Annotated in this window: 22 protein-coding genes and 1 riboswitch; of the genes, 10 read left to right on the forward strand and 12 right to left on the reverse strand. The window is 65.0% G+C overall.

All coding sequences use genetic code 11. From position 1 onward, the window contains the following. Positions 1–50: 50 nt before the first annotated feature. Entirely contained in the window at positions 51–1,406 is a 1,356-nt protein-coding gene (locus tag WBR68_RS17830) for a spinster family MFS transporter (protein ID WP_230694880.1), read from the reverse strand. Between the two features lie 105 nt (positions 1,407–1,511). Between WBR68_RS17830 and WBR68_RS17835 the strand changes: the two genes are divergently transcribed. From WBR68_RS17835 to WBR68_RS17845, 3 genes are all read left to right on the forward strand, one after another. Next, positions 1,512–2,546 (forward strand): AraC-like ligand-binding domain-containing protein, encoded by a 1,035-nt coding sequence (locus WBR68_RS17835; RefSeq protein WP_050445059.1) that lies wholly within the window; start codon positions 1,512–1,514, stop codon positions 2,544–2,546. Between the two features lie 249 nt (positions 2,547–2,795). Continuing rightward, positions 2,796–3,893, forward strand: coding sequence for an NAD/NADP-dependent octopine/nopaline dehydrogenase family protein (locus WBR68_RS17840; protein WP_230694881.1), 1,098 nt, complete (start codon positions 2,796–2,798; stop codon positions 3,891–3,893). Between the two features lie 2 nt (positions 3,894–3,895). Next, positions 3,896–4,888 carry a 3-hydroxybutyryl-CoA dehydrogenase gene (locus WBR68_RS17845; protein ID WP_230694882.1) on the forward strand — a complete coding sequence of 331 codons (993 nt, stop codon included), beginning with the start codon at positions 3,896–3,898 and terminating at the stop codon, positions 4,886–4,888. A 17-nt stretch (positions 4,889–4,905) separates the two neighbouring features. Here WBR68_RS17845 and ampC read toward each other — a convergent pair whose 3' ends face one another. Continuing rightward, a complete protein-coding gene (gene ampC / locus WBR68_RS17850) occupies positions 4,906–6,126 on the reverse strand; it encodes a class C beta-lactamase (RefSeq protein ID WP_370641250.1) in 1,221 nt (406 codons plus the stop codon). Positions 6,127–6,314: 188 nt separating this feature from the next. Further along, positions 6,315–6,405, forward strand: a riboswitch (glycine riboswitch). A 138-nt stretch (positions 6,406–6,543) separates the two neighbouring features. On the opposite strand from ampC, the gene WBR68_RS17855 reads away from it, so the two are divergent. Next, the gene (locus WBR68_RS17855) at positions 6,544–7,791 is read left to right on the forward strand and encodes a D-amino acid dehydrogenase (RefSeq protein WP_230694884.1); all 1,248 of its coding nucleotides are present in this window, start codon (positions 6,544–6,546) and stop codon (positions 7,789–7,791) included. Here the strand turns inward: WBR68_RS17855 and WBR68_RS17860 are convergent. From WBR68_RS17860 to WBR68_RS17875, 4 genes are all read right to left on the reverse strand, one after another. Then, positions 7,748–8,302, reverse strand: coding sequence for a M23 family metallopeptidase (locus tag WBR68_RS17860; RefSeq protein WP_230694885.1), 555 nt, complete (start codon positions 8,300–8,302; stop codon positions 7,748–7,750). The two genes, WBR68_RS17855 and WBR68_RS17860, sit on opposite strands and share 44 nt — an antisense overlap. A gap of 67 nt (positions 8,303–8,369) precedes the next feature. Continuing rightward, the gene (locus WBR68_RS17865) at positions 8,370–9,587 is read right to left on the reverse strand and encodes a lactonase family protein (protein ID WP_370641245.1); all 1,218 of its coding nucleotides are present in this window, start codon (positions 9,585–9,587) and stop codon (positions 8,370–8,372) included. 31 nt (positions 9,588–9,618) lie between these two features. Next, positions 9,619–11,145, reverse strand: coding sequence for an FAD-dependent oxidoreductase (locus WBR68_RS17870; RefSeq protein WP_230694886.1), 1,527 nt, complete (start codon positions 11,143–11,145; stop codon positions 9,619–9,621). 92 nt (positions 11,146–11,237) lie between these two features. Beyond that, a complete protein-coding gene (locus WBR68_RS17875; protein ID WP_050445053.1) occupies positions 11,238–12,212 on the reverse strand; it encodes a GlxA family transcriptional regulator in 975 nt (324 codons plus the stop codon). A gap of 166 nt (positions 12,213–12,378) precedes the next feature. On the opposite strand from WBR68_RS17875, the gene WBR68_RS17880 reads away from it, so the two are divergent. Then, positions 12,379–12,738, forward strand: a complete 360-nt coding sequence (locus tag WBR68_RS17880; protein WP_050445052.1) for a DUF1428 domain-containing protein — start codon at positions 12,379–12,381, stop codon at positions 12,736–12,738. Positions 12,739–12,862: 124 nt separating this feature from the next. Then, positions 12,863–13,360, forward strand: a complete 498-nt coding sequence (locus WBR68_RS17885; RefSeq protein ID WP_230694887.1) for a VOC family protein — start codon at positions 12,863–12,865, stop codon at positions 13,358–13,360. 67 nt (positions 13,361–13,427) lie between these two features. On the opposite strand, the gene WBR68_RS17890 is transcribed toward WBR68_RS17885, so the two are convergent. After that, entirely contained in the window at positions 13,428–13,940 is a 513-nt protein-coding gene (locus WBR68_RS17890; RefSeq protein WP_050445050.1) for a DUF1993 domain-containing protein, read from the reverse strand. Positions 13,941–14,085: 145 nt separating this feature from the next. After that, on the reverse strand, positions 14,086–15,177 hold the full coding sequence (locus WBR68_RS17895; protein WP_230694888.1) for an extracellular catalytic domain type 1 short-chain-length polyhydroxyalkanoate depolymerase: 1,092 nt from the start codon (positions 15,175–15,177) through the stop codon (positions 14,086–14,088). 375 nt (positions 15,178–15,552) lie between these two features. On the opposite strand from WBR68_RS17895, the gene trhA reads away from it, so the two are divergent. Next, positions 15,553–16,197, forward strand: a complete 645-nt coding sequence (trhA, locus tag WBR68_RS17900) for a PAQR family membrane homeostasis protein TrhA (protein ID WP_230694889.1) — start codon at positions 15,553–15,555, stop codon at positions 16,195–16,197. 26 nt (positions 16,198–16,223) lie between these two features. Here the strand turns inward: trhA and WBR68_RS17905 are convergent, their stop codons facing one another. Further along, positions 16,224–16,991, reverse strand: a complete 768-nt coding sequence (locus WBR68_RS17905; RefSeq protein WP_230694890.1) for an AraC family transcriptional regulator — start codon at positions 16,989–16,991, stop codon at positions 16,224–16,226. A 107-nt stretch (positions 16,992–17,098) separates the two neighbouring features. On the opposite strand from WBR68_RS17905, the gene WBR68_RS17910 reads away from it, so the two are divergent. The 3 genes from WBR68_RS17910 to WBR68_RS17920 all read left to right on the forward strand — a co-directional run bounded on the left by WBR68_RS17910 (position 17,099) and on the right by WBR68_RS17920 (position 19,658). Further along, on the forward strand, positions 17,099–17,938 hold the full coding sequence (locus WBR68_RS17910; protein WP_230694891.1) for a sulfite exporter TauE/SafE family protein: 840 nt from the start codon (positions 17,099–17,101) through the stop codon (positions 17,936–17,938). A 436-nt stretch (positions 17,939–18,374) separates the two neighbouring features. Beyond that, the gene (locus WBR68_RS17915) at positions 18,375–18,767 is read left to right on the forward strand and encodes a DUF4168 domain-containing protein (RefSeq protein ID WP_050445044.1); all 393 of its coding nucleotides are present in this window, start codon (positions 18,375–18,377) and stop codon (positions 18,765–18,767) included. Positions 18,768–18,959: 192 nt separating this feature from the next. Then, positions 18,960–19,658, forward strand: coding sequence for a glutathione S-transferase family protein (locus WBR68_RS17920; protein ID WP_230694892.1), 699 nt, complete (start codon positions 18,960–18,962; stop codon positions 19,656–19,658). A 92-nt stretch (positions 19,659–19,750) separates the two neighbouring features. On the opposite strand, the gene WBR68_RS17925 is transcribed toward WBR68_RS17920, so the two are convergent. The 3 genes from WBR68_RS17925 to WBR68_RS17935 all read right to left on the reverse strand — a co-directional run bounded on the left by WBR68_RS17925 (position 19,751) and on the right by WBR68_RS17935 (position 22,460). Continuing rightward, complete coding sequence (locus WBR68_RS17925; RefSeq protein WP_050445042.1) at positions 19,751–20,512, reverse strand: ABC transporter permease; 762 nt, start codon at positions 20,510–20,512, stop codon at positions 19,751–19,753. Further along, positions 20,509–21,432 carry an ABC transporter ATP-binding protein gene (locus WBR68_RS17930; RefSeq protein WP_230694893.1) on the reverse strand — a complete coding sequence of 308 codons (924 nt, stop codon included), beginning with the start codon at positions 21,430–21,432 and terminating at the stop codon, positions 20,509–20,511. Before WBR68_RS17930 ends, WBR68_RS17925 begins: the two co-directional genes overlap by 4 nt. A 95-nt stretch (positions 21,433–21,527) precedes the next feature. After that, positions 21,528–22,460, reverse strand: a complete 933-nt coding sequence (locus tag WBR68_RS17935) for a dihydrodipicolinate synthase family protein (RefSeq protein ID WP_230694955.1) — start codon at positions 22,458–22,460, stop codon at positions 21,528–21,530. Positions 22,461–22,468: the final 8 nt, after the last annotated feature.

Below are 22,468 nucleotides of genomic sequence, written 5' to 3' on the forward strand. Positions count from 1 at the left end.
TTCGGACTCGCCCGATTCTGCTCTGTGTACCAGCGCCCTGCCAAGCCCATTTACAAGACGTAGCCCTGGCCGTGTTCTTGCGTGAGGCTCTGCCGGTAGCTGGCGCAGCCCACCGCCAGCAGCAGCACGCACAGCACGGTGGCCCCGGCGATCAGCAGCGACAGCGATTGCCCTACCGCGCCGGGGTTGCCGAACAGCCGGTCGGTCAGCAAGGCGACAGCCGTGGTGCCCACGCCTAGACCGATCAAATTTGAGATCAGCAGGAACAGCGCCGAAACCTGCGCGCGAATCTGGTTGGGCGGCAGGATCTGCATCGCGGCGGTAGACGTCGGCATCGGAAACGAGGCGAAGAACATGGCGGGCAGCAGCAAGCCCACCGACAGCCACAAGCTGTCCACCTGCGTGAACGCCACCGCCGGCAGCGCCATGCCCACCGCGCCGATCACGCCCGCGCGCAACGGCGCGTCGCGATAGCCGCGCTTGGCCAGCCCGTCCATCAACCAGCCACCGCAGAAGACGCCGGCCGTGTTGGCCACCAGCACCACCACACCCAGCATGTAGCCGGCTTCCACGGGCGACATGCCGAAGCGGCGCATGTAGAACGCGGGCGTCCAGCTCAGCAGTGCGAACAGCACCATGGCGTAGAAAGAAAAGCCCAGGTAGTGGCAGAAGAACGTGCGCCGGTGCCGGCCCAGAAAGCGGAAGGTGTCGCGGATGCTGGGCTTTTGCGCCTGGCCGTCGGCGGCGCGGCGCAGGCCCAGGCGCTGCGGATCGCGCACGGTCAACACAATCAGCAGCGCCACCAGCAAGCCGGGCAAGCCCACGATAAAAAACGTGACCTGCCAGGGCCGCATCGCGCCCACCCAGGGCACCACCACGGTGTCTACGCTTTTCAGCAGGTTGATGACATAGCCGCCGATCAGGAAAGCCATGCCGCCGCCGATGAACGAGCCTATCGAATAGACACCCACCGCGCGGCCGAGCTTGTCGCGCGGGAACATGTCGCTAAGCATGGAATAGGTGGCGGGCGACAAGGCGGCCTCGCCCACGCCCACGCCGATGCGCGCCAGGAACATGTGGGCAAAACTGCGCGACAGGCCACAGGCGGCCGTCGCCAGGCTCCAGAACGCCACGCCGATCGCGATGATCTTGGGGCGCGAATAGCGGTCGGCCAGCAAGGCGATGGGGATGCCCATGACGGCGTAGAACAAGGAAAACGCCAGGCCGTGCAGCAGGCTGAACTGCGTGTCTGACAGTTGCAGATCGCGCTTGATGGGTTCGATCATCAGCGCCAGGATCTGCCGGTCGACGAAGGAAAATATGTACGCTAGCATGCATATCACCACGACGTACCACTCGTAGGCGTAGCGTCTTTTGGCCAGTGGCGGCAGGGTGGCGTCGGTCATGTTTTTTCCCTTGTCTTGTCCTTGTTCTGTCCATCGTTTGTAGGCCTTTGCGCCGCCGGACTCTATACGCCGCGCGCAACGGCTGTTCCCACCGCGCAGGAAAGCATGTTCAACGACACCTATCCGCTGAACCGACATTGCTTGCTGAACTCGGGCAACGCCGCCGAGGTCAAGGATCAGGTCAGCCAACACCTGTGGTCGCACCGCATGTGCGTCGCCCAGGGAAAACCCTTGCAATCGCGGCTGTACGGCGTGTTCTTCGGCAACGCCGCGCTGTTTGATCTGCACTACGGCGCCGAAGTCGAGATCGATGCGGGCGACATCGCCAGTTATTACCTCATCCGCATCACGCTGCAAGGCTCGGGCCTGGTCACGCTGGGCAAGCGCAGCGCGGCCATGCAGGCGGGCAGCCTGACGATTTCGTCACCGTCCGAGCCCAGCATCATCAGCATCGGCCGCGACTGCCGCAACCTGATCCTGCGCGTGGAACGCCAAGCGCTTGAACATCAGTTGCAACGCCTGCTGGACCGGCCCATCAAGCACGCGCTGGTCTTCGACCTGGAAGTCGGCCCCGATTCCCCCGGCCTGGCCGCCGTGCGCGAAACGCTGGACTATCTTTGCCGGCTGTACCAGCACCCCGCCATTGATGGCGTGACGCAGACGCTGGCGGCGGGCTTTTCCGACTACCTGCTTGCCTTGTTGCTGACGCAGTTGCCGCACAACTATTCCGACGCGCTGCGCACCGACCACCGCCAGCCCTTGCCGCAGCACGTACGCCGCGCGCGCGACTACATCGAAACGCACGTCGATGAAGCGATTTCATTGGCTGACCTGGCGGCGCACTGTGGCGTATCCGTACGCACGCTGCAAAACGGCTTCACGCAGTTTCTCAAGCAAAGCCCCAGCGACTACGTGCGCCACCAGCGCCTGACGCTGGTGCATGCCGCGCTGGAACAGGCCCGCGCGGGCGACAGCGTGACCGACATCCTGCTACGCCACGGCGTAACCAGCTTCGGCCATTTCGCCACGCACTACCGCAAGCGCTACGGATGTCTTCCATCAGACACCTTGCGCCAAAATCGTAGGATGGGTGAAGCGCGAGACGCCATCCAAAAAAATGGAAATGGGGATCGCGCGTAATCCATCGCGCGGAGGTGGTGCTGTGGCTGAGGGGGTTAAGAATTCCATCGCTGCATGATGGGTTGCGCGCGTTGCGCAGCATTGTTCTTTTTTAAGGATTCTCGCGCTTCACCCATCCTACGGTCATCCTTTTTCGCTGTTAGCCGCGCGCCGCATTTCCTTGCCGGATCTGAACGGCGCTTGCGCGTTTGGCGCAGCCCGCGCTCCGCGCCACCGCTAGGATCAAGCCTTCATCGAAGGAGCTTGATCATGCGAATCAGCGTCATAGGCGGCGGACACGGCTGTTACGCGGCAGCCGCCGAACTGGCCGAAAAAGGACACGAGGTGCGCTGGTGGCGCCGCGACGGCGCCGCCTTCCAGGGCTTGCGCGATGCCGGCGCGTTGACGGTTACCGACTATCGCGGCACGCGCCAGGTTCCCTTGGGCTCGGGGCCGGGCCATCTGGCGCTGGTCGACGCCTTGCCTGACGCCGTGGCCGACGCGCAGGTGCTGGTCATCCCCCTGCCCTGCACCACCCACGACGCGCTCGCCGCCGCCTTGGCGCCGCTGCTGCAAGACGGCCAGGTGGTGTTCCTGCCGCCCGGCACCTTCGGCAGCTACCTTTTTGCGCGCGCGCAGAAAGACGCCGGCAACCCCGCCCGCGTCGCGTATGCGGAAACCGGCACCCTGCCCTACCTGGCGCGCAAACACGGCAACACGGTGGTGATCAGCGGGTACGCCACGCGCCTGCCCACGGGCGTGTTTCCCAGCCGCCTGTCGGACAACGCGCTGGCGCTGCTGGGCCAGGTTTACCCCAGCATCGAACCCATCGAAGACGGACTGGCGGGCGCGCTGATGAACGCCGGCCCCATCATCCACCCGCCGCTCATCCTGATGAATGCTGGCCCCTTGGAACACTTCGACAAGTGGGACATCCATAACGAAGGCACGCAGCCCGCCATCCGCCGCGTGACCGACACGCTGGACGCCGAACGCGTGGCCATCCGCGAGGCGCTGGGCTACGGGGCGCCCCACTTTCCGCTGGCCGATCACTACGCCAGCCAAGGCGACGAATGGATGTACGGACGCGGCGCGCACGGCAAGCTGACCGACAGCGGCGACTGGCGCGAAACCATCGACCTGCACACGCACCGCTACATGCTGGAAGACACGCGGCTGGGGCTGTCGTTCCTGGTGTCCACCGGCCGCTGGGCAGGTGTACCGACGCCGGTCGCGCAGGGCCTGCTGAATATCGCCAGCGCCATTACCGGCCGCGATCTTTACGCCGAAGGCCGCACACTGGAACGCCTGGGGCTGGACCGCTTGTCGCGTGCCGGCATGGCGGAATTGCTGGAACAGGGGTGCTGATCATGGAAGACAGAATCTGCGTGATCGGCGCCGGCCGCATGGGCGAAGGCATCACCTTGTCGTACGTGCATGCCGGCCGCGACGTGACGCTTATCGACATCAAGCCCAGAACGCCCGCCGAACAAGCCGAGCACCACGCGCGCGTGCTGGCCAACCTGCGGCGCGAACTGGGCACGCTAAGCCGCCTGGGTTTGCTGGATGCCGAGCAGGCCGACACCGCCATGCAGCGCGTGCGCCTGTGCGGGCGCGACGACGCCATTGCCGATCTTCAACACGCGCGCGTCGTCTTCGAAGCCGTGCCCGAACGCCTGGACGCCAAGCGCGACGCCTTCGCCTGGTTGGGGCAGGTCTGCGCGAAGGACGCCATCATTGCGTCAACCACTTCCACGTTTCTGGTGACCGAGCTGGCGGAACTGGTGCACGGCCCCGAGCGCTTTCTGAACGCGCATTGGCTCAACCCGGCCTATCTGATTCCGCTGGTTGAAGTCAGCCGTGGACCGCGTACGGATGATGCCGCCGTGCAAGCCTTGCTGAACGTGCTGCGCCAGGCCGGAAAGGTGCCCGTGCAGTGCGCGCCCTCGGCGGGCTACATCGTGCCGCGCATCCAGGCGCTGGCGATGAACGAAGCCGCCCGCATGGTCGAGGAAGGCGTGGCCAGCGCCGAGGACATCGACACGGCCGTGCGCCTGGGATTTGGATTGCGCTTTTCGGTGCTGGGCTTGCTGGAATTCATCGACTGGGGCGGCGGCGACATCCTGTACTACGCGTCGCGCTACCTTGAAGGCGAGATCGGCCCACGCTTCGCGTCGCCGGATGTCATCGCCCGCAACATGGAACAAGGCCGCAACGGGCTGCGCGATGGCAAAGGCTTTTACGACTATGCCGGCGTGGACGTGGACGCCTACAAGATGGAGCGCCTGGGGCAGCTGTGCAAGCGGCTGGAAGTGATGGGGCTATTGCCGCGCGCGGGTGGCGCGCGCCAGCCCCCCCCTTAGTGCGCGTCCGCTTCAACTCAGCGCGCGTCCGCCTCAAGAATGCGATACGCCAGGCGCACGCGCGCCTCGTTCGGAATATTTCGATTGGCCAGGATCACCACGCCGACCTTCCTGGCAGGCACGAACGCCACGTAGGCGCCGAAGCCGTTGGTGGAACCGGTCTTGTTGATCCACACATCGGCGCGCGGCGACTGCGGCGGCGTCAAGGCCTTGGCCGGCTGGCTCTGGCTGTTCATCGTGCCCGCGTTGGCGGCCAACAGCGCGTCCAGCGTGACGGGGTACGCCAGTTGTTCCCACGCCAGGTCCTGCGTCATCGCGCCCACGTCGTAGTAAGCCACGTGCGTGTCCGCCAGCGCCTTGGCAATCACGGCATCACCAACGACGTCCTTGGCAATCTTCGCTTCGCGCGCGGCCTTCGCGCTGAATTCGCGCGGGGCAGACGCGACGCCCATGTTCGCATCCACAAAGCGGATCAGGTCGCTGGCGCTGGTCTTCACGCCGTACGCTTCGTCGGCCAGCACGCCCGGGTTCACGCGCACGGGCGCGTTCTGTTTGTTGTAGCCCTGCGCGTAGTCACCCATCTTGGCGGCCGGCACGTGGATGTATGTGTTGGACAAGCCCAGCCGGGGCAACAGCGTCTTCTCGATGGCTTGTGCATACGGCTCACCCAGGCTCTTGGCCGCCACCACGCCCAGCATGCCGATGCTGGGGTTGGCATAGGTACGGTAAGTGCCCGGCGCGTAGCGCGGCGTCCAAGCGGCCAGGTAGGCCATCAATTGTGCGTCGTCCGTCACCGCGTCCGGCACTTGCAGGGGAAAGCCGCCGCCCGTGTGCGTGCCCAGGTGTATCAGGTTCAGTTTGCCGAATGCCGTGCCCTGCAAGGCCGGCACGAAGCGCGCCGGGCTGTCGGACAGCGACAGCTTGCCCAGTGCTTGAGCATAGGTGGCCAAGGTGGCGGTAAAGGTCTTGCTGATGGAGCCCAGCTCGAACAATGTGTCGCGGCTGACGGGGGTGTGCGTTTGCAGCGAGGCCACGCCATAGTTGCGGAATTCATGCTGCCCTTCGCGGGTGACGGCGATGGCCAGGCCGGCCACGTCGTACTCCTGCATCAGCGCATGCACGGCGTCGTCGATATCGGCGCCAGCAGGCACCGGCTCGGCACGCGCGGGCTGGCCGGAGGTGGCGGATTGATCCGCCTTCGCAGGAGGCGAGCCCGCCTGCGCGCCGGACACGGCCATCAACGAAAACAGGGAGCAGCCGGCCACGGTGGCCAGGGCGTGCAAGACGGCGCGTCGCGCGGCGTGAAACATCATTCCTATCGTCCTCTCGGTTTGCGCCGCCCCATCAACGTGCGCGGCGCACGCGACATAGTACTAACCCTGAATCAATTACGACAGGAACTTGGCTATTCTCTACCCCGTCGATTCAAAACCGCGCAGAAGAGATTGGCCCTTGCGGCCAACGCCGACGGAGCAACCGCCCCGGAAACTCTCAGGCAACAGGACTGCGCGCGTCTAGACAATCTGGAGAGAGGCGCCGTGTGCGCCCACCGAAGGGGAACCCGCCGCAAAGCCGGCCGGGTGAAGCTCTCAGGTATCAAAGACAGATGGGGTGCCGCGTCCACATTGGGTGCGGCCACCCCCTCTGGAGCCACCATGCCCCGCATCGCCATCATTGGCGCCGGTATCACCGGCGTCACGTCCGCCTATGCCTTGTGCAAACTGGGATACCAGGTCACCGTCTACGACCGCCAGCGCTATCCCGCCATGGAAACGTCCTACGCCAACGGTGGCCAATTGTCCGCCAGCAACGCCGAAGTCTGGAACAGCACCGCGACCATTCTCAAAGGGCTGCGCTGGATGCTGCGCAAAAACGCGCCGCTGTTGCTGAACCCCCGGTTCAGTTGGCACAAGTATTCGTGGCTGGCGCAGTTCATGGGGCAAATTCCCAACTACCGCGACAACACCATCGCCACCACGCGCCTGGCCATCCAGGCGCGGCAACACCTGTTCGATATGGCCGAGGCCGAAGGCATTGACTTCGACCTGGAACGCCGAGGCATCTTGCACATCTACCACGATGCCGACAGCTTCAAGGCGGCACATCGCGCCAACGCGCTATTGCAAGCCGGCGGGCTGGACCGCTATGCGGTCACCGCCGACGAAGCCCGCGCCATCGAACCCACCCTGCAAAGCCAGTGCCACGGTGGCTTCTACACGCCGTCGGACGCCACCGGCGACATCCACAAGTTCACCCGAGGCCTGGCCCGCGCGTGCGAACGCCGTGGCGTGGCCTTCGTGCAAGACGCCGACATCGGCGCCCTTCGCCCGCACAACGGCGGATACCGGCTGGAGGTACGGCGCAACGGCGGCGCCGAACGCGAACCGCACGAGGCCGACGCCATCGTGGTGTGCGCGGGATCCGCCAGCCGACAATTCGCCAAGCTGCTGGGCGACACGCTGAACATCTACCCGGTCAAGGGTTATTCGATCAGCGTGCACCTGGACGACGTCGACAGCCGCGCCGCCGCGCCCCGCGTCAGCTTGCTGGACGAAGCGGCAAAGATCGTCACCAGCCGCCTGGGCGACCGCTTCCGCGTGGCAGGCACGGCCGAGTTCAACGGCTTCAACCTGGACATCCGCGCCGAGCGCGTGCAACCCCTGATCGACTGGACCCGCCAGCATTTCCCCAACGTGATGACATCGCGCGTGGTGCCCTGGTGCGGCCTGCGCCCGATGACGCCCAACATGCTGCCGCGCGTCGGGCCGGGCAAGCGCCCGGGCGTGTTCTACAACACCGGGCATGGGCACCTGGGCTGGACCCTGTCGGCGGCCACCGCGCAAGTACTGGCGGAAAGCGTCAGGACGGCGTTTTCTTCGTCACCAACAGCGCATACGGGTTGATGGCCCCGCCGTCATAAATTCCATAATGCAAATGCGGCGGCGTTCCTTGGGCATTCCCCGTATTGCCGACATAACCCAGCACGTCGCCCGGCGCCACCAATTGCCCGCGTTCAATGTCGGCGTAGCCGTCCAGATGCGCGTAGTAATGCCGTTGGCGGCCGGGGCCCAGCACCCACACCACCTGGCCGCCCAGGTTGTTGGTGCCCACCTGCATCACGACGCCTTCGGTGGTGGACAGCACGGGCGTGCCACGGGGCGCAAAGATGTCGATGCCCTCGTGGCGCCGGCCACCCGACCGGGCTGCGCCCCAGGTGTCGGCAAGGCGCGCGGCGGACACGCCCTGTACCGGCACGGGCAATGACGCCGGGGCTTGCTGCCAGGCAAGCCGCGCCATATGCCAGGGCGCGCGCACCGCGTCGGGCAGGCGCGGCCAGGCCCAGACCGCCAGCGCGGCCAACAAGGAAAGTACGACGATGCGCTTGATGAAGCGCAATACAGGGTTGGCGTTCATGAACCGTTCGACGCCGAGCGGGCGGAGGGGTTCCCCGATGAGCGAAATGAACAGGGCCCTCGGCCCCCTACGCGAACACCAGGCACACAGGCGTGGGGGCCTGAGCCACCACCTGGGGGCTGCCCAGGCGGCCCGTCTTGGCATCGATGCCAAGACGCAGTATCGAATCGCCCTTCTGGTTCAGCGCGTACAAGGCTCCGCCATCCGGCGCCAGGGTCAACGCGCGCGGAAAACGCAGCCCCTCGGTCCAGAACTGCAGGGGCGTCAACGCGCCATCCGCGCCGATGTCGAACACGGCAATGCTGTCGGCCTGCGGATGATCGTTCTGCACCCGGCGGGTTGAGACATACAAAAAGCGGCCGGACGGGTGGATAAGCAGCGCCGCCGCGTTGCCCGTGCCGGTAAAGCCCGAGGGCGTGGCCGGCACCGTGTGGCGCGGTTCAAGCACACGGCCCGCGATGACGTCATAACCATGGCACGACACGCTGGCATCAAGCTCGTTGACCACATACAGCAACGCGCCGTCGGGATGCAGCGCCAGGTGGCGCGGCCCGCTGCCTGGCGGCAGCTCGGTGCGTCCGGCAAGCGACAAGTCGCCGTCTTCAAACGTGAACAGATTGATGCGGTCGCTGCCCAAATCAGTCGCCAGCACGCGCAGGCCGGTGGGGTCGAACAACACCATGTGCGGGTGCGCGGACTGCTGTTCGGGGCGAGGGCCCGAGCCGGTTTCCTTGACAATGCCCGACACCGCGCCCAGCGAGCCATCGCGGTGGATGGGCAGCACGTTGTAGGTGCCGCCCAGATACTGCGCGGTGACCAGATGCTTGCCATCCGGCGACACCGCCAGGTGGGCAGGCGCGGTGCTGGACAAGGACAGCGGCTGTCGGTTCAGCAAGCGCAAGCGGCCATCATCGGGATCAATGGCGTAGGCTTCCGCCGTGCCCCGGGGCAGCCCTTGCCAGAGTTCGATCTCGTTGATGGCGTACAGAAAACGCCGCGTCGGATGCATGGCGAGGTAGGACGGGTTGTCGCTTTCCATGACCTGGATCAGCCGCCAGCCCGCCTCGCGCACCGCAAACACCTGTATGCCCGTCGACGGCGGCCCGCCCGCCGTGCCGCCCGGCGCATCGTGCGTGTAGGTGCCCACATAGGCGAAGGCGGCGGCATCGCCACGGGATGCCGTGGCGCCCATCGCAGACAACCACGGCCCCGCCGCGCTCGCGGCCGACAAGCCGCCCGCAAGCTGGATAAAGGATCTGCGCGGCGCGCTGGCAAGGGTATTCATGGCAGGTTCCGGCTGGGCGTAGCGGGCGTCATCACGGGCGCACCGACATCGCATGGTGGAAGACATTGTTCGGATCGTAGCGGCGCTTGACCTGTTGCAGGAAAGGATAAAGCTCGCCCTTGCCGTAATACAACCGCGGCCACATGGCATACGCAAGCATGTCGCGGTCGGGGTAGTTGATGTAGCAGCCTTGATAGCGGTCCCCGGGATACGGCGTGCCCGCCACATCGGGTTCGGACGGCTCCGCCGGGTCGGCATACACGTCACGGTAGAAGTCCGTCATCCAGCGCAAATGAATGGCGTCCTGGTCAGCGTGGGTCCAGTAGCTTTGGTATTGCAGCTTCATGACCGATTCGCGCTGATGCACGGCGGTATCGTGCAGGCGTTCGGGGCGGTTGATGGCGCCGCCATAGGAGTCCACTTGCAAGAGCGACTGGCGCAGGTCGGCGCCGGGCATGTCGCGGGTCAGATGCGCGTAAATGCGGGCGGCTTCATGCGCGCTGAAGTTGCGTTTCATATAGGCGGACTTGTATTTGCCGCGCTGGTTTGGCCCAGAACCATTCAGCGTTTGCGTGGCCGTCAGCCAGTCGTAGCGGATGACGGTGTGAGGTTCGCTGCAGAGCAGGTCCCCGCCGATGCGCGGGCGCGGCAGGCCCGGCGTGGTGGGGCGCGCGGCCACCGGCGCGCAGGCGAGAAAGCGGTCCAGAAAGTCTTGCAGCACCGTCAGGTCTTGGCAGGTGCCGTCGGGGTTGCAGAACTGCACGATCATCACGATCTGCCCCGCCGCCTGATGCGTAAGCTTCAGCAAAGAGAACATGCCCCAGGTATCGGACTGCCTGCCCCGCGTTTCCCAATAGCTGCCGTAGATGTCCAGCAATTGCGCGAAGCGTCGGGGCGTCATGCCGGCCCAGTCGAACGCGACCGTGGCGATGGCCACTTCGCGCGGGGCCTGTGGCAGCGTGGCGAAACCATAGCTGGTGATCACGCCGAAGTTGCCGCCGCCCGCGCCGCGGCAGGCACGGAACAGGTCAGGGTCGCGCGTGGCGTTGACGGTGCGCGGCACGACGTTGCCGCCCGCGTCCACCGTCAGGATGTCGACCGCGCTCAGCCAGTCGCACGCCAGCCCTTGCAAGCGCGACAGCAGGCCGTAGCCGCCGCCTGTGATGTGGCCGCCCGCCCCCACCGAATAGCATGAACCGCCGGGCAAGGACACGCCATGGCGCTTGTACAGGTCTTGGTCGCCGTTCCAGTTTTGCGAACCGGCCGCAATGCGCAGCAGCCCGTCGGATGCGGGCGGCACGCGGTCCAGCAGGCTGAGGTCCAGGATGACGCCGTCGGGATTGTTCGAGACGAAGTCCTCGTAGCAATGGCCCCCGCTGCGTATCGTGGGGCGCTTGCCGTCGGCGACGATGCGGGTCAGGGCGCGGGCCGCATCCTCGGGCGTTTCACAGAGTTCGATGCGTGCGACGGCATCAGCAGGTTGAGCGGGCCACCGCAGGTTGAAGCCCTTTTTCAGGGTCTTGTAGCGGGGATCATCTTGCGTGACGCTGATGCTCATGTCGGCTTGCCTCCCGGGCCTGGGAGTCAGGCCGCGACGCATCAAGAATAGGCCGAGAGCGCCCCGAACATCTGTAAGAGAAGTCCGATTTTCTACTGATACCGTTCGCGATAGCCCACGGGCGACATGCCGCAATATTTATTGAAGATGTCGCGAAACGCCTTGGTGTCGTTGTAGCCCACTTCGTACATGACTTCGGCCACGCTCTTGCGCGAACTTTCCAGCCGCTTCTTGGCCGCTTCCACGCGCACGCGCTGCAGGTATTCCACGATGCTGTTGCCCGTGGCCTGGCGAAACCGCCGCTCCAGCGTGCGACGGCCCATGGCGTGGTGGCCGGCCAGCTCTTCCACGGTGATCTTTTCCGTGTAGCGGCCTTCGATGTAAGTCTGCACGGCGCGCACCACCTCGTCTGCGTGGGCCTTCTGGCCCATGAACACCGAAAACGGCAACTGGCTCTGGCGGCTCCAGTCCAGTTGGAAATACTTGGCGCACCAGATGGCGGTGTCGCGGTCGGTGTATTTTTCGATCAGGTGCAACACCAGATGCGCCGCCGAAAACGCGCCGCCGCTGGTGTAGACGCCGTTCTCGGCCATGACCACGCGGTCGCTGATCCAGCGGACATTCGGAAACAGGCTGGCATACAGGTTCTGCGCCACCCAATGCACCACCGCCTGCTGTCCGTCCAGCACGCCGCCCGCGGCCAACAGCGCGGCGCCCACGCACAAACTGGCCACTTCGCCGCCGTTGCGGTGATGCGTCGACAACCAATCGATCAACTCCCGGTTCGACAGCACCACGTCGGACACCGTGCCCAACAGGGGTGGAGCAATGCAGATGTCGATTTGCGGCGCGTCGGCCAGCACCAGGTCGGCCTGCACCTTGATGCGCCCCTCATCCAGGCTGACCTCGCGCGTGAGCGCCAGGGTGCGCACATGGAATTGGGGTTCGCGCCCTTGCGCGGCCAGGTAGTTATTGGCCACCAGGAAGCCGTGGCGCGCGGTTTCCAGGGACGCAATGTTGGTGCCCGTGGGCAGAAGAAACGCGACATTTTTCATGACGCTAAGCATACGCCCGGGCGTTGACGCAATCCACCCGCAAGAATGTCGCAATCCCCTATCTGAAAGCGGCGCCGATGCCGATAAAGTGGCGTCTACGGCTGTATGGCCGGACGGCGGCAGGCGCGACCAGCGGGCGCGCTCGCCGAACCAACCACAGCAACCAAAGGAGTGTGCGATGGAAGAATACGTAGACGGTTTCTTGCTGCCGGTGCCCAAGGCCAACCTGGCCGACTACAAGAAGATGGCGGAACAGGCCAAGGTGGTCTGGCTGGACCATGGCGCGCTGGATTACCGCGAATGCGTGGCCGATGGACCGGGTGGCGAAAACATGCGGTCGTTTGCCGAAGCGGCCGGCGTCAAGGACGGCGAAACGGTGGTCTTCGCCTGGATCCTGTATGCCAGCAAGGCCGACCGCGACCGCATCAACCCGTTGGTCATGGCCGACCCCCGCCTGGCCAATATGAGCGGTTGCGAAAACGTGTTCGATTTCAAGCGGATGTGCTGGGGCGGATTCAGCACCTTGGTAAGCAAATAAAAAAAATGGCGCGGCGTGTCGATATCGACACCGCCCGTTCGTCGTATAGACAGGACAAGCCGGCACGCCACGCGCGGCGGTGCTCCGTCCCCAACCCATCACCTCACCTATCTGGAGACTGACCATGGCCACGCCCGCCACCACACCCATTCCCGCCGGCATGCACACGCTGACCGCCCACATCATCTGCGAGGGCGCCGCCGACGCCATCGCCTTCTACAAGAGAGCCTTCAACGCCGAAGAGCTGGCGCGCTTGCCCGGCCCGGGCGGCAAGATCATGCACGCGGCTGTGCGCATCGGCGATTCCGTGCTGATGCTGATGGATGATTTTGCCGAATGGGGCAGCCTGGGGCCGAAGGCGCTGAAAGGCACGCCCGTCACGCTGCACCTGTACGTGAAGGACGTGGACGCCGCGATGAAGCAAGCGGTGGACGCCGGAGCCACCCTGGCGATGCCCGCCGAAGATATGTTCTGGGGCGACCGGTACGGCCAGGTGGTGGACCCGTTTGGCCACCGCTGGTCCATCGCCACGCACCAGTTCGACTACACGCCCGAAGAAATCCAGCAAAACATGGCCAAGATGGGCGAGATGTCGGGTTGCGGCGACGCCAACAAAAAGTAAGCCTACGCGGCGGGCGGCGGGCCCGCAGGTCTGCATGGCCTGCGTTTGCCCGGCGCCTGGCCGCCGCTTATTGCGAGTACGGCCCCAGGAAATCCAGCTTGCCGATCTTTACGCCCGCATGGCGCAGAATCGCGTAGGCGGTCGTCACGTGGAAATAGAAGTTCGGCAGCGCGAAGCTCAGCAGATAGGTGTCGCCCTTGAACTCGGGCTTGAAGTCGCCGAAGTTGATGACGATCTGTCGGTCTTCGGCGCCGTCGAACTGCTCGGGCGTCACGCTTTGCAGGTAGGCGATCGTGTCCTGGATGCGTTGCTGCAATTGCGCAAACGTGGTTTCTTCATCGGGAAACTTGGGTGCTTGACCCTGCGACAAGCGCTGCACGGCGAACTTGGCCGCATCGCTGGCGCGCTGGATCTGGCCCGACAAGGGGTACATGTCGGGCGCCAGGCGCGCGTTGACGAGGTCGGCGGGGTCGGTGCCCGCTGCTTCGGCATGGGCAAGGCCTTTTTCCAGCAGGCTGGCCAGCACGGTCAGGCCTCGGATGAACACGGGCACGGAGGCCTGATAAACAGAAAGCGTCATGGCGGGAAGTTCCAAAGGGGTTCGTCTGGTGGGCGCGCGCGGAATGCAGCCAGCGCCAGGGATGCGGCGATGTTACTGCCACCGGGTGCCATTTCCCTGGCGCCCGGCCTCGACATATCCGTTCCCAAAATCGGAACAATCCTGCCTAGGGTTTGGAGCGACCCGCCCCCACGCGGCGCAAGCCCTGGAAGAAGCGCCACACCAGCGCCGACGCATCCGGCCCACCCCGGGCGTGGTACTTCACTGAGGCATCTCCTCCGCTCCAGGCATGCTCCAGGCGCGTGATCTCACATAGGCGCAGCACGGTTTTTCGGCCGCGCAGCAGATCCACGCGGCGATACGCCGTGTCAGTGCCCAAGCCCAGCACACGTTCAATTGGCACGTCTTCCGGGCGTGGGGCGTTCAGCGCGCGGAACTGCTCGAACAATTGCTTGGCGTTGCGCGGCGCCACCGCCGGGTCCAGTTGGCCCTGAAGAATCAGCGCGGGCATGCCCAGTTGAAACACGGCGGGGTCTGACACGCTTGCCAGCAGCGGCAGCAAGGGCTTGACTGAACCGCGCCGCATGGTGCTGATGCCGGCCGTGGCACTGTGGGCGTCGCCCACCACCGGCCCCGAGTGCATTGCCACCGCCGCGATCATCGACGGATGGCGCAAGGCCACCAAGGCCGCCATGCCCGCGCCCGCGGACAGGCCAGCCACATAGACCCGCTCGGGGTCCAGGCCGTGCCGCGCAACTTCAGACTGGATCAGCGCCGCGATCAAATCGGCCTCGGCACCGCCGTGCGCGTCGTCGGGCTGGAACCAGCGCCAACAGCGCTGCACCTGGCGCGTCATGGACTGCTGCGGGTACAGCACCATGAAGCCCCCCGCGTCCGCCCATTGGTTCATGCGCGTGCCCCGCGCGAAGGCCAGCGCGGTCTGGCGGCATCCATGCAGCATCACCACCAAGGGCATGCCCGTGGGCGGCGCGGAAGCCGGGGTATAGCGCGCAAAGCTCAGTTGACGCCCCTGGCCATCGGAAAATCGCCGGGAGCCTTCCCAGCGCCCGCTACCCAGCGACGGGGTTACGGGTTGACGTGGGGTGGCCGTGGCCGGCGCTGCCTTGGCCGCCGCCTTGCGCGCCGACGTGGCCCGCTTGCGGGCGGGCTTGGGCGTCGCCATGCGCATCGCGGTGCGTTGCAGCTTGCTCAGCTTCTTTGCCGCTTTGAAAAACAGATTGGTAAAACTGCGCGCCATTGGTAGGCCTCGGCCAGTAAACCTGCTAGAACCTCCCGGCCAGGCCGGGGCCGCCCGTCAGCCATTGCAAACGGGACACCAACGCGACCGCGATGGTCAGAACGCTAAGAGTATCTGTTGCGCTGACGCCGATGCGCCAACGCGGGTGCGAGCCCAGGAAAAAGAACAAGGCGACCGCCTCTGCGGGCGGTTGAATAGCCGCATGAAATGTATCACAGGGTTACTGCGGAGTAAGTCGCTTCCGGTTGATCACGTGCGCTGGGCTTGCACAATATCAAGCGCGACCCGCATCCCCCGCGCCCACCACCCCGCCAACCATTGAGCCCGCCGCCCAAAGCGCTTATGGTTGTAGCCTTGCATCAATAAGACGTATTCATGTTTCCCAACGACCGCCCCCAAACCTTCGGCGAAGAAATCGCCAACACCGTCAGCCACGGCATTGGCGCCGTGGGCGCTTTGGCTGCCGCGCCCATCCTGATTGTGGCCGCCGTGCGCCAGGGGGATGCCGCCTTCATCGCGGCGGCGGCGGTGTTCGCCGCGTCGATGTGTTTGCTGTATCTGGCATCCACGATTTATCACGCCTTGCCGCTGTGCCGGGCCAAGCAGATATTCAACGTGCTGGACCACTCGGCCATCTACCTGCTGATTGCCGGGACCTATACGCCGTTTGCCTTGGGCGCCCTACGTGGGCCCTGGGGCTGGACCTTGTTCGGGCTGGTGTGGGCGATGGCGTTGCTGGGTGTGGGGTTGAAGGCCAGCAAGCGGCTGAATCGCCCTGCTCTGTCCACCGGCCTGTACCTGGCCATGGGGTGGTTGGTGATCATCGCGGTCAAACCGCTGATCGAAAGCGTGCCCTCGGGCGGGCTGGCCTGGTTGGTGACGGGCGGGCTGGCGTATACGGGCGGCGTGGTGTTCTTCGTTTTCGACAACCGCTGGCGCTACAGCCATTTCATCTGGCATCTGTTTGTGCTGGCGGGCACGGTCTGCCACTTTTTTGCAGTGCTCTGGTACGCGGCCTGAGCTTTACGCATGTCCGCCGCTCGGCACTAGCGATGCCGCAGGTAGTCGGTGGGCGCGCGTCCCAGCACTCGGCGGAACATCGTTGAAAAGGCGGCGGGGCTTTGGTAGCCGAAGTCCAGCGCAATGGCGGTGACCGAGCCGCCAGCCGCCAGGCGGGCCAGCGCCAAGACCACGCAAGCGCGTTGGCGCCATTGCGCAAACGCCATTCCCGTCTGCTGACGGAAATATCGGCTAAACGTGCGCGGGCTCATGTGCAGCCGGTCAGCCCAGGTTTGCGGCGGCATGCGCGCATCCGGCGCGGCGATGAAGGCGCGGCACAGTGGCCCTAGCTTCTTGTCACGCGGCAGCGGAATGTGCAGCGGCAAGACGGGCGCGCGTTCCACTTCGTGCAGCAGCAAGGCCGCCAACGCTCCGTCGCGGCCCGAGGGGTCATAGGAAGCGGGCATATCCACCGCGTCCAGCAGCAACTGCCGCAACAGCGGCGACACGTCGATAACCTCGCACACGTTCCGATCAACGCGCGCCGCGCCCGGTTCGATATAAGCGCTGCGCGTGCTGACGTCCCACATGCGCACCTGATGCGTCACGCCGGCGGGGATCCATACCGCGCGCTGCGGCGGCACCACCCAATTGCCGTCGCGCGTGACCACATGCATGACGCCGGTCGCGCCATACAGCAGTTGCGCGCGCCGATGCGCATGCGCAGGCAGCACATGGCCGGGTGGGTAGTCGTTGCCGATGGCGACCACCGCACGGTCCAGCGCGTCGTAGCGGTCGATATGGGTATTGCGCATTGCAAGAGGACGGGTTTGGCCGAAATGCAAACATTATTGTCCAAAGCGCGATAACCAGCCACCGCACCGCGCCGTATCGTCCTGGCTTGTTCTTCAGGATGACAACCATGCTTTATCTATTACTGGCGCTGTTCGGCGGACTCAGTGGTGTCACGACCGTGCTGTTCGGCTTTGGCGGCGGCTTTGTCGTGGTGCCCGTGCTGTATGGCGTACTGACCGCCATGCATGGCGCAAATTCAGGAGCAACGCCGGGCGTCATCGATCTGATCGGCCAGTCCGCAATGCATATCGCGGTGGCCACTTCCACGTGCGTGATGGTGGTGAACGCCATCGCCGCCACGCGCAAGCATCAGCGCGCGGGCAATCTATTGCGGCCGTACGTCTGGCCGCTAGCGGCGTATATCGCCCTGGGTGCGCTGCTGGGCGCGTGGGCCGCCACGCGGGCCAGCGGCGACCTGGTGCGTTGGGCCTTCATTGCCTACCTGGCCGTGACCATCCTGGACTGCCTGCTGCGCCAAGGCTTCCTGACGCAAGCCGATGCCCGCGCGCCCGTGCCGCTGGGCCGGGGCGTTGTGGTGAGCGGCGGCGTGGTGATCGGCGCCATCGCCACGTTTCTGGGCGTGGGCGGCAGCGTGATGACGGTGCCGCTGCTGCGGCGACGGGGCCTGCCGATGGCCCAGGCGGCAGCGATGGCAAACCCCTTGACCCTGCCGGTGGCCATCGTGGGAACCGTGGCCTACATGGCGGCGGCACGCGGTCTGCCTGCCCCGCTTGCGCCGTGGATCATCGGCTATGTCGACCTGTTGGCTTTCGTGGTGCTGGCGCTGGGTTCGCTGGCGGGCATCCGACTGGCGGCCCCGCTGATTCCCCGCATTCCCGACCGCCTGCACGCGCGGGTCTACATCGCGCTGCTGGTGCTGGTGATGGTGAGCATGCTGCTGATCTGACTGGCCGTTGCAAAGGACTGCAACGGTAACTACGTAGGATGGGTGCAGCGCGCGGTGTCCGCGGCAAGATCGCCGGGGCACCATCGCGCGTAACCCATCTGGCAGCGGTCCAATTTATATCCACCGGTGGCTGATGGGTTGCGCGCGTTCGGCGCTTGGGTCTTTCTGAACGTCTCCTCGCGCTCCACCCATCCTACGATCGCCCCGCACATTCGTGGGCCGCAACGTCCCACCCGCGCACACCTGCCGACACATCGCGGCCAGCAGCCACTACGAAACCACGCAAAACGTTTCCGTGGCCGCCCCAGGGGCCTCCCTCCTACAGGGCGGCGCCCGCTCGTGGCCTGCCGACACAGGAAAACACATCGCGAAACTTGCCCCTGGGCGCTTGCGGTCTTCATCATGGTCGGACACTTAACCGGAACACGGAGGTTTCATGCAGCGTTCCACTTACGCATTCCTATCCGCCGCCATCCTGACGACGGCGCTGTCCGGTGCTCCCGCGATGGCGCAGAACGCCAGCCAGCCGGCCGCTCAGCCGCAGATGGCCCCCGCCATCACCCAACCCACCGATCAGCAACTACAGCGCTTCGCTTCGGCATCGCAAAAGGTGTCGGGCGTGGTTGACGAATACCGTCCCAAGGTCGACGCCGCGAAGACCAACGACGACAAGCAGAAGGTCGTGCAGGAAGCCGACGCGAAGATGGTGCAGTTGGTGCGCGCCGACGGCCTGACGGTTGAAGAATTCAATGGCATTGGCCAGGCCGTTCAAAAAGATCCGCAGTTGAAGCAGCGGGTCATGAACCTGAGCCAGGGCAAGTCGAAGTAGGACACACAGGCATGACCGGCCGGACCGGGGATTGTCCGGCCCGCGCCACGCGTTCTTTGAGCGCGTGGCGCTTTTCATTTGTGCTTTCGGATTTGCGCTTTCCACTCGCGCGCCACGTTTTCCGCGCCACCGGAAAGCAGTATCCTGGCTGCCGGTTCCGCTATCGACCCCACTTCGAAGGAGCACGGCATCTTGACCCCGGATCTCACCCTGTATGACCTGGCTGGCGCCGACGAGACGCTGCGCTTCAGCCCGCACTGCTGGAAAACGCACATGGCGCTGGCCCACAAGGGGCTGTCGGCCAAGACCGTGCCGTGGCGCTTCACTGAGAAAGAAGCTATTGAATTTTCTGGCCAGAAGCTGGTGCCCGTGCTGGTGCACGGCGAGCATGTGGTCAATGATTCCTGGCGCATCGTCTGCTATCTGGAAGACACCTTCCCCGAGCGGCCCTCGCTGTTCCATGGCGAGGGCGGCCGCGCGCTCAGCCTGTTCGCGAACTCCTGGGCCGACACCACCTTGGTGCCGGTGTTGGCGCGCTTGCTGCTGCCCGCCATCCACGAACTGATCCACGAGAAGGACAAGGATTATTTCCGGGCCTCGCGCGAAAAGCGTTTTGGCAGGCTTGAAGATTTGCCGGCGGGTTACGCCGAACAGATCGACGCGCTGCGGGCGGCGCTGCTGCCTTTGCGCCACACGCTGGGCAAGCAGCCGTTTTTGTCGGGCGCCCAGCACGGCTACGCCGACTATGCGGTCTTTGGCATGTTCATGTGGGCGCGCTGCACCAGCTCGCTGGAACTGCTGGCGGAAGACGATCCCGTTCACGCCTGGCGCGAACGGTTGCTGGACGCCTTTGGCGGCCTGGCGCGCAAGGCGCCGACCGCAGCCTGCTAAGAGGGGCCACCAAGCGGGCTTGCCAAGAGGGCCCGCTGAAAGGCCCCGCTAAGAGGCCGCGCTGAGAGGCCCCGCCAAGAGGCCCTCGCTGATCAGGTCTTCAGGCGGTAACCCGTCTTGAAGATCCAGCGCACGCCGATCAGGCAGGCCAGCAGGAACACCAGCGTCATGCCCACGCTGACGCCCAGGCTGACGTCCGACACGCCATAGAACGCCCAGCGAAAGCCGCTGACCAGGTAGACCACCGGATTGAACAAGGTGGCGGTCTGCCAGAACGGCGGCAGCATCTTGATGGAATAGAAGGTACCGCCCAGGAAGGTCAGCGGCGTGACGATCATCAGCGGAATGATCTGCAGCTTTTCAAAGCCGTCAGCCCACACGCCGATGATGAAGCCGAACAGGCTGAAGGTCACGGCGGTCAGCACCAGGAAGCCCAGCATCCAGAACGGGTGGGCAACCTCGAACGACACGAACAGCCGCGCCGTGGCCAGCATGATCAGCCCCAGGATGATGGACTTGCTGGCGGCCGCCCCCACATAGCCCATGACGATCTCAACATACGAGATGGGCGCGGAATGGATCTCATAGATGGTGCCGGAAAACCGTGGCATGTAGATGCCGAAGGATGCGTTGGCGATGCTTTGCGTCAACAGCGACAGCATGATCATGCCGGGCACGATGAAGGCGCCGTAGCTGACGCCGTCGATCTCGACCATGTGCGAGCCGATGGCCGACCCGAACACCACGAAATACAGCGACGTGGAAATGACGGGCGACAACACGCTTTGCATCAGCGTGCGCCAGGCGCGGGCCATTTCAAACAGGTAGATAGCGCGTATGGCGTAGAAGTTCATGATTGACCGTGTACCAGGCTGACGAAGATATCCTCAAGCGAGCTTTCCGATGAACTCAGGTCGGTGAATTCAATCTGGAGCCGGCCCAGGTCCTGCAGCAACTGCGAAATTTGCCCGCCGCCCTGGTTGTCATAGGTGTAGACCAGCTTGTAGCCGTCGGCCGACAGGTCCAGCTGATAGGCATCCAAACCGGTGGGAATGCCCGGCAGCGGCGCCTTCAGGGTCAGGCTCAGTTGGCGCTTGCCCAGCTTGGCCATCAGCGCGTTCTTCTCTTCCACCAAGATGATTTCGCCCTTGCGGATCACCCCGATGCGGTCGGCCATTTCCTGCGCTTCTTCGATGTAGTGCGTGGTCAGGATGATGGTGACGCCGCTTTCACGCAGCCGCCGCACCATTTCCCACATGCCGCGCCGCAATTCCACGTCCACACCCGCGGTGGGCTCGTCCAGGAACAGAATGGCCGGCTCATGCGACAGCGCCTTGGCGATCATCACGCGGCGCTTCATGCCGCCCGACAAGGCCATGATGCGGCTGTCCTTCTTGTCCCACAGGGACAGGTCGCGCAGCACTTTTTCTATGTAGGCCGGGTTGGCCGGCTTGCCGAACAGGCCCCGGCTGAACGTGACCGTGTTCCACACGCTTTCGAAGGCGTCGGTGGAAATTTCCTGGGGCACGAGCCCGATCTTGGAACGCGCGGCGCGAAAGTCCGACACGATGTCATGGCCATCGGCCAGCACCCGGCCGTCGGACGGGTTGACGATGCCACAGATGATGCTGATCAGCGTCGTCTTGCCCGCGCCGTTCGGCCCGAGCAAGGCGAAGATTTCACCGCGCTGAATGTCCAGGTTGACGCCCTTGAGCGCCTGGAATCCCGAGGCGTATCGCTTGGATAAACCTTGAATTGAAATAACCGGCTGCACACAAGCCCCCAACGTAATCGATAGCCGGGGATTTTACTCGTTACACCAGGGCCGCTTGGTCGGCCTGGTGGAACGCTGTGTTTGACATCTGGCGCTTACCGCCCCCAGCGCAGCACCAGGGGGTCCAGCCGGCGGGCGGTTTCCAGCAGGCCCTGGCGCACCTCGTCGCGCATCGGCGGGAACGGATGCCGGGGCGCGTCGCAATCAATCACGCCGCCCGCCTTCATCAAGGCCTTGGCCGTGAGGATGCCGCCCTGGCGGTTTTCATAATTGATCAGCGGCAGCCAGCGTTCATACAGGCGGTAGGCCTCGTCGCGCTGCCCTTGGCGATGCGCCTGGATGATGGGCCGGATGCCGTCGGCAAAGCCGCCGCCCGTCATGGATCCCGTGGCGCCGGCATCCAGGTCGGGCAGCAGCGTGATGGCCTCTTCGCCATCCCACGGGCCTTCAATGGCCGCCCCGCCCAGCGCAATCAGGTCACGCAGCTTCGAGGCCGCGCCCGCGGTCTCGATCTTGAAATACGACACCTGCTCGATCTCGCGCGCCATCTTCGCCAGCAGCGCGGCCGACAGCGGCGTGCCCGCCACCGGCGCGTCCTGGATCATGATGGGAATATCCACCGCGTCCGACACCTGCTGGAAGAAGGCTTCGATCTGCGCCTCGGGCACCCGGATGGTGGCGCCGTGATACGGCGGCATGATCATCAGCATGGCGGCGCCCTGGTCTTGCGCGCGCCGGCTGCGCGCCGCGCAAACGCGCGTGCCGAAGTGCGTGGTGGTGACGATGACCGGCACGCGGCCGCTGACGTGTTCCAGTATGGTCCGCGTCAGCACCTCGCGCTCGTCGTCCGACAGCACGAACTGCTCCGAGAAATTGGCCAGGATGCACAGCCCATCCACGCCAGAATCAATCATGAAGTCCACCGCGCGCTTCTGGCTGGGCAGGTCCAGCTCACCCGATTCGGTGAACGTGGTGGGCACCACCGGGAAAATGCCGCGATAGCGCGGCGCCTGGGATGTCGGCGTCATGGTTGTGG

The sequence above is a fragment of the Achromobacter sp. JD-1 genome, assembly GCF_038594925.1.
Lineage (GTDB): Bacteria > Pseudomonadota > Gammaproteobacteria > Burkholderiales > Burkholderiaceae_B > Achromobacter > Achromobacter spanius_C.

Excerpts from the sequence above, each read along its gene's own strand:
- WBR68_RS17830 (WP_230694880.1), bottom strand. The coding sequence starts at position 1,406 with ATGACCGACGCCACCCTGCCGCCACTGGCCAAAAGACGCTACGCCTAC.
- WBR68_RS17835 (WP_050445059.1), top strand. The coding sequence starts at position 1,512 with ATGTTCAACGACACCTATCCGCTGAACCGACATTGCTTGCTGAACTCG.
- WBR68_RS17840 (WP_230694881.1), top strand. The coding sequence starts at position 2,796 with ATGCGAATCAGCGTCATAGGCGGCGGACACGGCTGTTACGCGGCAGCC.
- WBR68_RS17845 (WP_230694882.1), top strand. The coding sequence starts at position 3,896 with ATGGAAGACAGAATCTGCGTGATCGGCGCCGGCCGCATGGGCGAAGGC.
- ampC (WP_370641250.1), bottom strand. The coding sequence starts at position 6,126 with ATGGCCGTGTCCGGCGCGCAGGCGGGCTCGCCTCCTGCGAAGGCGGAT.
- WBR68_RS17855 (WP_230694884.1), top strand. The coding sequence starts at position 6,544 with ATGCCCCGCATCGCCATCATTGGCGCCGGTATCACCGGCGTCACGTCC.
- WBR68_RS17860 (WP_230694885.1), bottom strand. The coding sequence starts at position 8,302 with ATGAACGCCAACCCTGTATTGCGCTTCATCAAGCGCATCGTCGTACTT.
- WBR68_RS17865 (WP_370641245.1), bottom strand. The coding sequence starts at position 9,587 with ATGAATACCCTTGCCAGCGCGCCGCGCAGATCCTTTATCCAGCTTGCG.
- WBR68_RS17870 (WP_230694886.1), bottom strand. The coding sequence starts at position 11,145 with ATGAGCATCAGCGTCACGCAAGATGATCCCCGCTACAAGACCCTGAAA.
- WBR68_RS17875 (WP_050445053.1), bottom strand. The coding sequence starts at position 12,212 with ATGCTTAGCGTCATGAAAAATGTCGCGTTTCTTCTGCCCACGGGCACC.
- WBR68_RS17880 (WP_050445052.1), top strand. The coding sequence starts at position 12,379 with ATGGAAGAATACGTAGACGGTTTCTTGCTGCCGGTGCCCAAGGCCAAC.
- WBR68_RS17885 (WP_230694887.1), top strand. The coding sequence starts at position 12,863 with ATGGCCACGCCCGCCACCACACCCATTCCCGCCGGCATGCACACGCTG.
- WBR68_RS17890 (WP_050445050.1), bottom strand. The coding sequence starts at position 13,940 with ATGACGCTTTCTGTTTATCAGGCCTCCGTGCCCGTGTTCATCCGAGGC.
- WBR68_RS17895 (WP_230694888.1), bottom strand. The coding sequence starts at position 15,177 with ATGGCGCGCAGTTTTACCAATCTGTTTTTCAAAGCGGCAAAGAAGCTG.
- trhA (WP_230694889.1), top strand. The coding sequence starts at position 15,553 with ATGTTTCCCAACGACCGCCCCCAAACCTTCGGCGAAGAAATCGCCAAC.
- WBR68_RS17905 (WP_230694890.1), bottom strand. The coding sequence starts at position 16,991 with ATGCGCAATACCCATATCGACCGCTACGACGCGCTGGACCGTGCGGTG.
- WBR68_RS17910 (WP_230694891.1), top strand. The coding sequence starts at position 17,099 with ATGCTTTATCTATTACTGGCGCTGTTCGGCGGACTCAGTGGTGTCACG.
- WBR68_RS17915 (WP_050445044.1), top strand. The coding sequence starts at position 18,375 with ATGCAGCGTTCCACTTACGCATTCCTATCCGCCGCCATCCTGACGACG.
- WBR68_RS17925 (WP_050445042.1), bottom strand. The coding sequence starts at position 20,512 with ATGAACTTCTACGCCATACGCGCTATCTACCTGTTTGAAATGGCCCGC.
- WBR68_RS17935 (WP_230694955.1), bottom strand. The coding sequence starts at position 22,460 with ATGACGCCGACATCCCAGGCGCCGCGCTATCGCGGCATTTTCCCGGTG.